Annotated in this window: 5 protein-coding genes; 4 read left to right on the forward strand and 1 reads right to left on the reverse strand. The window is 69.7% G+C overall.

Annotated elements, in window-relative coordinates:
• The first annotated feature begins 84 nt into the window (after positions 1 to 84).
• The 4 genes from H5J26_RS11295 to H5J26_RS11310 all read left to right on the forward strand — a co-directional run bounded on the left by H5J26_RS11295 (position 85) and on the right by H5J26_RS11310 (position 5,077).
• Positions 85 to 531, forward strand: a complete 447-nt coding sequence (locus H5J26_RS11295; protein ID WP_181765655.1) for a PaaI family thioesterase — start codon at positions 85 to 87, stop codon at positions 529 to 531.
• Between the two features lie 108 nt (positions 532 to 639).
• Entirely contained in the window at positions 640 to 1,950 is a 1,311-nt protein-coding gene (locus H5J26_RS11300; RefSeq protein ID WP_181765656.1) for a tetratricopeptide repeat protein, read from the forward strand.
• 382 nt (positions 1,951 to 2,332) lie between these two features.
• Entirely contained in the window at positions 2,333 to 3,547 is a 1,215-nt protein-coding gene (locus H5J26_RS11305) for a S8 family peptidase (RefSeq protein WP_419183778.1), read from the forward strand.
• 189 nt (positions 3,548 to 3,736) lie between these two features.
• Positions 3,737 to 5,077, forward strand: a complete 1,341-nt coding sequence (locus H5J26_RS11310; protein WP_181765658.1) for a M14 family metallopeptidase — start codon at positions 3,737 to 3,739, stop codon at positions 5,075 to 5,077.
• A 180-nt stretch (positions 5,078 to 5,257) separates the two neighbouring features.
• Here the strand turns inward: H5J26_RS11310 and H5J26_RS11315 are convergent, their stop codons facing one another.
• The gene (locus tag H5J26_RS11315; protein ID WP_181765659.1) at positions 5,258 to 6,454 is read right to left on the reverse strand and encodes a Glu/Leu/Phe/Val dehydrogenase dimerization domain-containing protein; all 1,197 of its coding nucleotides are present in this window, start codon (positions 6,452 to 6,454) and stop codon (positions 5,258 to 5,260) included.
• Positions 6,455 to 6,518 lie beyond the last annotated feature (64 nt).

The raw sequence follows: 6,518 nt of genomic DNA on the forward strand, positions 1-6,518 counted from the left end.
CGACGCCGCCGTCCCATTTGGGAACTCTCGTACAGAATGGGCGTAAACGTAACAAACTCTGCAATTGCACTCGAAGGGCCCGCCATGTCTGAGCGATCTGGACCGTTCTGGGACGCGGCGCTGGGGCGCTCCCCGATTCCGCGTGCGGCAGCCACCCTGGGGGCGGAGTTCAGGACCGCCGACGCCGAAGAGGGCACGATCGAGCTGGCGTTCACGGCGACGGAGGACTTCACCAACCCGGTCGGCAACGTCCTGGGGGCCTTCGTCGCCGCGATGCTCTACGACACCGTGGGCCCCGCGCTGCTCGCCACCCTCGAACCCGATCAGTTCCAGTCGACGCTGGAGTTCAAGGTGAGCTTCCTGCGGCCGGTCGCTCCGGGCCGCTTCATCGGCAGGGGGCGCGTGGTGCACAGGGTGAAGGACCTGGCGTTCCTCGAAGCGTCTCTGTACGACGGCGACGACAGGGCCGTCGCCACGGCGTCCGCCACCGCGCGGGTCATTCCCCTCGATGAGGCACCTACGGCTGTGTGACGTCGACCGGGCCCCCCGAGGGCCCGGAGGGCCGGTCCGCACGCGGTCATGATCCCGAGTTGGCAGGACGCAGTGATGCCGTGTCAGCGGTGGCCTACAGTGACCCGCATGTCCGACCCCTCGTTCCCCGTCGACGCCGATGTGGCGGGGATCGGTCCGCGGATGCTGCAACTGCGTGTGCAACAGGGCCTGACGCAAACGGAGTTGGCGGGTGACCGGTTCACGAGGGCGTATGTGTCCTCGATCGAGGGAGGCAAGCGCACCCCCTCAGCTGCCGCGGCCACGCACTTCGCCACCCAGCTCGGCACGGACCTCGAAGACCTCTGCTTCGGCTATCCCCCCGGCCGACGACGCACCTTGCTCGCAGAGGCCGCCGAGGCACGCGTCGCGCTGTCCGACGGCGATACGGAGCGGGCCTCCGCCTTCTACGAAGCACTGTGCGCGGAGGCGGAGCAGCACAAGGACCGGACAATGCGGGCGCTCGGCCGGTACGGCCTGGGCCTCGTGGCCCGCCACGGGGGAGACCCCGGCGCGGGCGCCGCGCTGTTCGAGGAGGCCGACTCGCTGCTGCACGACCGGCCCCTGGTCGAGCGGCTTCCCACGCTGATGGGCCGGGTCTGGGCGCTGTTCGCCGGCGGGTCCATCGACGACGCTCTGACCGTCGTCGAGGACCACCTGCGCGAGGCGGTCCGTACGTCACAGCCGACGGCGGAGTTCGCACTGCTCGCCGCCTGCGGCCTCCCGCATGTGGAACGGGGCGACCTGCGCCGGGCCGGGGCGGTCGCCGACGCGGCACTGAAGCAGGCCCCGCAAGTGAACGCCCCCGACGTACTCGCCCTGGGCTACTACCACATCAACCGGGTGCTCGTGGCGCAGGGCAGGTACGACGAGGCCGAGCAGACGATCGTGCGCGCCACGGCCCTGTACGAACATCTGCGGCTGCGCACGGAAGTGGGCATGTGCCGGTTCGCCCACGGCTTCCTCACCGCGCGCCGCGGCCGGCTCGCGGAGGCCGAGGACCAGTTGCGTGAGGCCCGGGACATCTTGAGTGCGACCGGCGCCGTTCAGCGCCGGATCAACACGACGGCCGAACTGGCCGAAGTCGTACGCAAGTTGGGACGGTCCACGGAGGCCGCCGACCTCGTCGCCGAGTGCCGGGACGTGGCTTCGGGCCGCCAGGACCCGGAGCAGGAAGCCGAACTGGACCGCATCGAGGCACGGATCGCCGCCGACCGGGGCGACACCGCTGCGGCGGAGGCCTTGTTCCGCTCCGCCATCGATCGATACCTGCTGGTCGGCGCCACGCTCGAAGCCATCGGGACCTGCCGTCTCCTGGGCGACCAACTGCTGCGGACCGGGCGCACGGAAGAGGCCGCGGCGATCTACAGGCGCGGACTGGCCGCCCTGGAAGGCGTGTAGAGAAAGACCGCGTCCGCCACCCCTTGCGCGGGCGGCCATGCGCCCTGTCCGTCAAGTCATGTCAAATCCCTTACCGCACAAGGCTCTTGACGCGGTCTCCGGCGGCCAGCACACTTCTCAGCAGCTGGGTAACAGCTTCCATAACACCTGTTGACAGCTTCGGCGCGCCCCCCACCAGCCCCGGTGTTCCCGACCCCACCCGTGAGGAACAGCGGCGCCCAGTTCGACGGCGGGCCGGATCAACTCAGCGGGAAACAGTCCCAGTTGCCCCACGTACCACCTGACCCAACGCACATCTGCGTGCCGCACCGCGCCCTGCCCTGGGCGAGGCATGCAGCAGCCCGGTCCGCACACCTCCGAGATCCGGTTCAGGAAAGGTCTGGTGCACTACATGCGTTCTGTCACGCGCCGTCTGAGCACTCTTGTCCCAGCAGCTCTGCTGTTGGCAGGCATGCAAATGGCGGGCTCCCCGGCCCACAGCGCGACACCCCCCACCGCCGACGTCCAGCTGGCCCCCTCCGCGACAGCGGTCCCCGGCAGCTGGATAGTCACCCTCAAGGACGGCACCGAGTCGTCCCGCTCCGTCGCGGGTGACATCGCCCGGAGAAACGGCGGTCAGGTCTCACACGTCTACAGAGAAGTCATGAACGGCTTCTCCGCGAAGATGACGAAGGGCGAGGCGCACAAGCTGGCCGCCGACCCCCGGGTCGCCTCCGTGGAGCAGGACTCGAAGGTCACGGCCAGCGACACCCAGCCCGACGCCACCTGGGGCATCGACCGCATCGACCAGCGGGACCTGCCGCTGAGCGGGACGTACACCTACAACACCACGGCGTCCAACGTGAACGTCTACGTCATCGACACCGGACTGCGCACCACACACAGCGAGTTCGGCGGCAGGGCGTCCATCGGCACCGACACCGTGGGCGACGGCCAGAACGGCAACGACTGCAACGGGCACGGCACTCACGTCGCGGGCACCACTTCGGGGGCAACGTACGGCGTGGCCAAGGGCGCCTCGGTCGTCGGCGTCCGCGTCCTCGACTGCAACGGTTCCGGCACCGTCGCCGGTGTGGTCGCGGGCGTCGACTGGGTGACCGCGAACGCCGTGAAGCCCGCCGTCGCCAACATGAGTCTCGGTGGCAGCGCCAGCGACGCACTCGACGGCGCCGTGCGGAACTCCATCGCCTCCGGCGTCAGTTACGCCCTCGCCGCCGGCAACGGAGACTTCATCGGCCGTCCCGTGGACGCCTGCACCGTCAGCCCCGCACGAGTGACCGAAGCGATCACCGTCGGCGCCACCGACAACACCGACACACGCGCGTCCTTCTCCAACTACGGGACGTGCGTTGACGTGTTCGCCCCCGGCGTGGACGTCACGTCCTCCTGGAACACCGACGACTCCGCCACCAACACCATCAGCGGCACGTCCATGGCCTCGCCGCACACGGCCGGCGTCGCCGCCCTCTACCTGGCCGACCACCCGGACGCCTCCCCCACCGAGGTCCGTGACGCTCTCGTGGCCAACGCCACGAGCGACAAGGTCCAGGACCCGATGACCGGTTCCCCGAACCTGCTCCTCCACAGCCTGTTCTGATCCGACGTCCGCAGGGTGAGGAGCACCCCGCTCCCCACCCTGCGGACGGCACCCGGCTCGGTGGACGCAGCCACGACTGCGCCCAACGAGCCGGGACCGGGCACGACTCACGCATCGCCAGACCCGAAGCGCGCGGACGCCATCCGCGCGCTTCCGGGCGCGCCCCCCACTCCCGATCCAGGAGTTGCCATGCGACTTCCCAGCATCCGAAAACGATCCACCACCATCGCCGCCCTGCTGGCGCTCGCACTCGCGGCGCCGCTCACCGCCAGCACCAACGCCACCGCCTCTCCCCCGGACCGGCCGTCGACCGCGACCGTCGACGAGGACATCAGGCAGTACGAGATCCACGGGCCCTCCAGCGTCGCCGACCGCACCGCGGTCGCCGCCACCGGCGTCGCGATGGACGAGGTCCACGACCACTCGGTGGTCGTCAGCGCGGACGCAGCTCAGGCCCGCAAGCTGCGCAAACTCGGGCACACGCTCAAGAAGCTGGCCGGTCCCCCCGCCCGTACCGGCGGAAAGGCCCGCACGCCCGGCGACTTCCCGCCCGACGACTCCGGCTACCACAACTACGCCGAAGCGATGGACGAGATCGACCAGCGCATCGCCCAGAATCCCTCGATCATGAGCAAGCAGGTCATCGGCAAGTCCCACGAGGGCCGGGACCTCATCGCCGTCAAGATCAGCGACAACGTCGGCACCGACGAGGACGAGCCCGAAATCCTCTTCACCCACCACCAGCACGCACGCGAGCACCTCACCGTCGAGATGGCGCTCTACCTGATGCGCGAGTTCGGCGAGGACTACGACTCGGACGACCGGATAAAGAAGGCCGTGGACGGCCGCGAGATCTGGATCGTCCCCGACCTCAATCCGGACGGCGGCGAGTACGACATCGCCTCCGGCGACTACCGCAGCTGGCGTAAGAACCGGCAGCCCAACTCCGGCTCCAGCTCCGTCGGTACGGACCTGAACCGCAACTGGGACTACAAGTTCGGCTGCTGCGGCGGCTCCTCCGGCAGCCCGGGCTCCGAGACCTACCGGGGCGCGTCCGCCGAGTCCGCTCCGGAGGTGAAGGTAGTCGCCGACTTCGCACGCTCCCGTGTGGTCGGAGGCAAGCAGCAGATCAAGGCGGCCATCGACTTCCACACCTACAGCGAACTGGTGCTCTGGCCCTTCGGATGGACCTACGACGACACCGCCGAGGGCCTCACGCAGGACGACCGTGACGCCTTCGCCGCCGTCGGCGAGAAGATGGGCGCCAGCAACGGCTACACCGCCGAGCAGTCCAGCGACCTCTACATCACGGACGGGTCGATCGACGACTGGCTGTGGGGCGACCAGAAGGTCTTCGCCTACACCTTCGAGATGTATCCGACGGGCTTCGGAGGCGGCGGCTTCTACCCGCCCGACGACGTCATCGAGCGCGAGACGAGCCGCAACCGGGACGCGGTGCTCCAGCTGATCGAGAACGCCGACTGCATGTACCGCTCCATCGGCAAGGAGGAGGAGTACTGCAGCGCCTGAGTCCCTGACGGGCGGCGGGTCGGGGGCACGTGCTTCACGTGCCCCCGACCGCCGTTCGGCGGGCACGGCCCTCTGTGCAACCACCCCGCTGTCGTCAACGAAGCGCGGTCGAGGCCTTGTTCACGGTTGAAGGCGCGTCTTCCGCACCCCCGGCCGGCCCGCCGCTGACCGGCTCACCGGTCACACCCCGTACCACCCGAACCGCTCCGCGATGGCGGGCAGCCGGTCGTCCACGATGGCGTGGGCCGCCGCGCGGGGGCTGATGCCGTCGGTCTCGGCGCGTGCCAGCATCCGCTCGATCAAGGCCCGCATCGAGCGGCGGACGTGTGCGAACGCCTCGTCCGCGTCCGCGCCGATGTCGCCGAAGAGCGTCCACCACCACCAGGCGTTGGTGCAGGAGTTGACCACGACGTCCGGCATGACGGTGATCCCCCGCGCGGCAAGGCGTTCCTCGGCCTCGGGCAGCACCGGCATGTTGGCCGCCTCGACCACCCAACGGGCCGTGATCTGGGCCTGGTTGACGGTGTCGACCGCGTAGGACACCGCGGCGGGCACCAGGACTTCGGCGTCCGTGGACAGCCATGCGCTGCCCGGCAGTTCGGTGTCGGAGGGCGCCAACGCCGAGCGGTCCACGGCCCCGTACTCGTCACGGGCCGCGAGGAGGTTCTCCACGTCCAGCCCGGCCGGATTGGCGACGGTCCCCTTGGCGTCGGCCACCGCGACGATCTTCAACCCGGCCAGGGAGAGGAAACGCGCGGCGGATCCGCCCATGGTGCCGAAGCCCTGGAGCGCGACCCGGGTCTCCTCGTACGCGGCTCCCGCCCTGTCGAGGCCGGCGAGCACCGCTTCGGCGACGCCGCAGCCGCCGACGAGCTCGTCGAGCCCGATGCCGTCCACCTTGATGGCGAAGGCGTCCGCGAGCCGTCGCCGTGCGGTCCGCTCGTCGTCGAGCAGCGGGTAGACGGCCTGGATGGTGGTGCTCAAACCGGCCTCGGCCGCTGCCGCTTCGACGGTCGCCTGGGTGAGGCCGAGGTCTTCGCCGGTGGTCCAGCAGTTCTCGATGTACGGCCGCATGACGCGCAGATACCGCACCAGGACGCCGTAGGCCTCGGGGTCCTGCGGGTCGCAGTCGATGCCGCCCTTGGCTCCGCCGAGGGGGATGTAGCGGCCTTGCGGGTCGTAGTGCAGAGCTTCCTTCATCGTCATGCCGCGGGCGAGGCCGGCCACTTCGTCCAGGGTGCAGCCCTTGCGCATGCGCAGCCCTCCGCTGGAGACGCCGCGCACGAGGCGGTCGATGACCAAGTAGCCCTGGTGGCCCGTCACATGGTCCGTCCAGCTGAGCGAGACCAGAGGGACGCGCGCGGGCTTCGTACTCATCGGAGGGCTCCTCGGGTTCGGTGACGACGGTGGGACCCATGATGTCCTCCGCGAGTTGAGCCCT

Source organism: Streptomyces albidus (ex Kaewkla and Franco 2022), from assembly GCF_013870515.1.
Taxonomy (GTDB): domain Bacteria; phylum Actinomycetota; class Actinomycetes; order Streptomycetales; family Streptomycetaceae; genus Streptomyces; species Streptomyces albidus.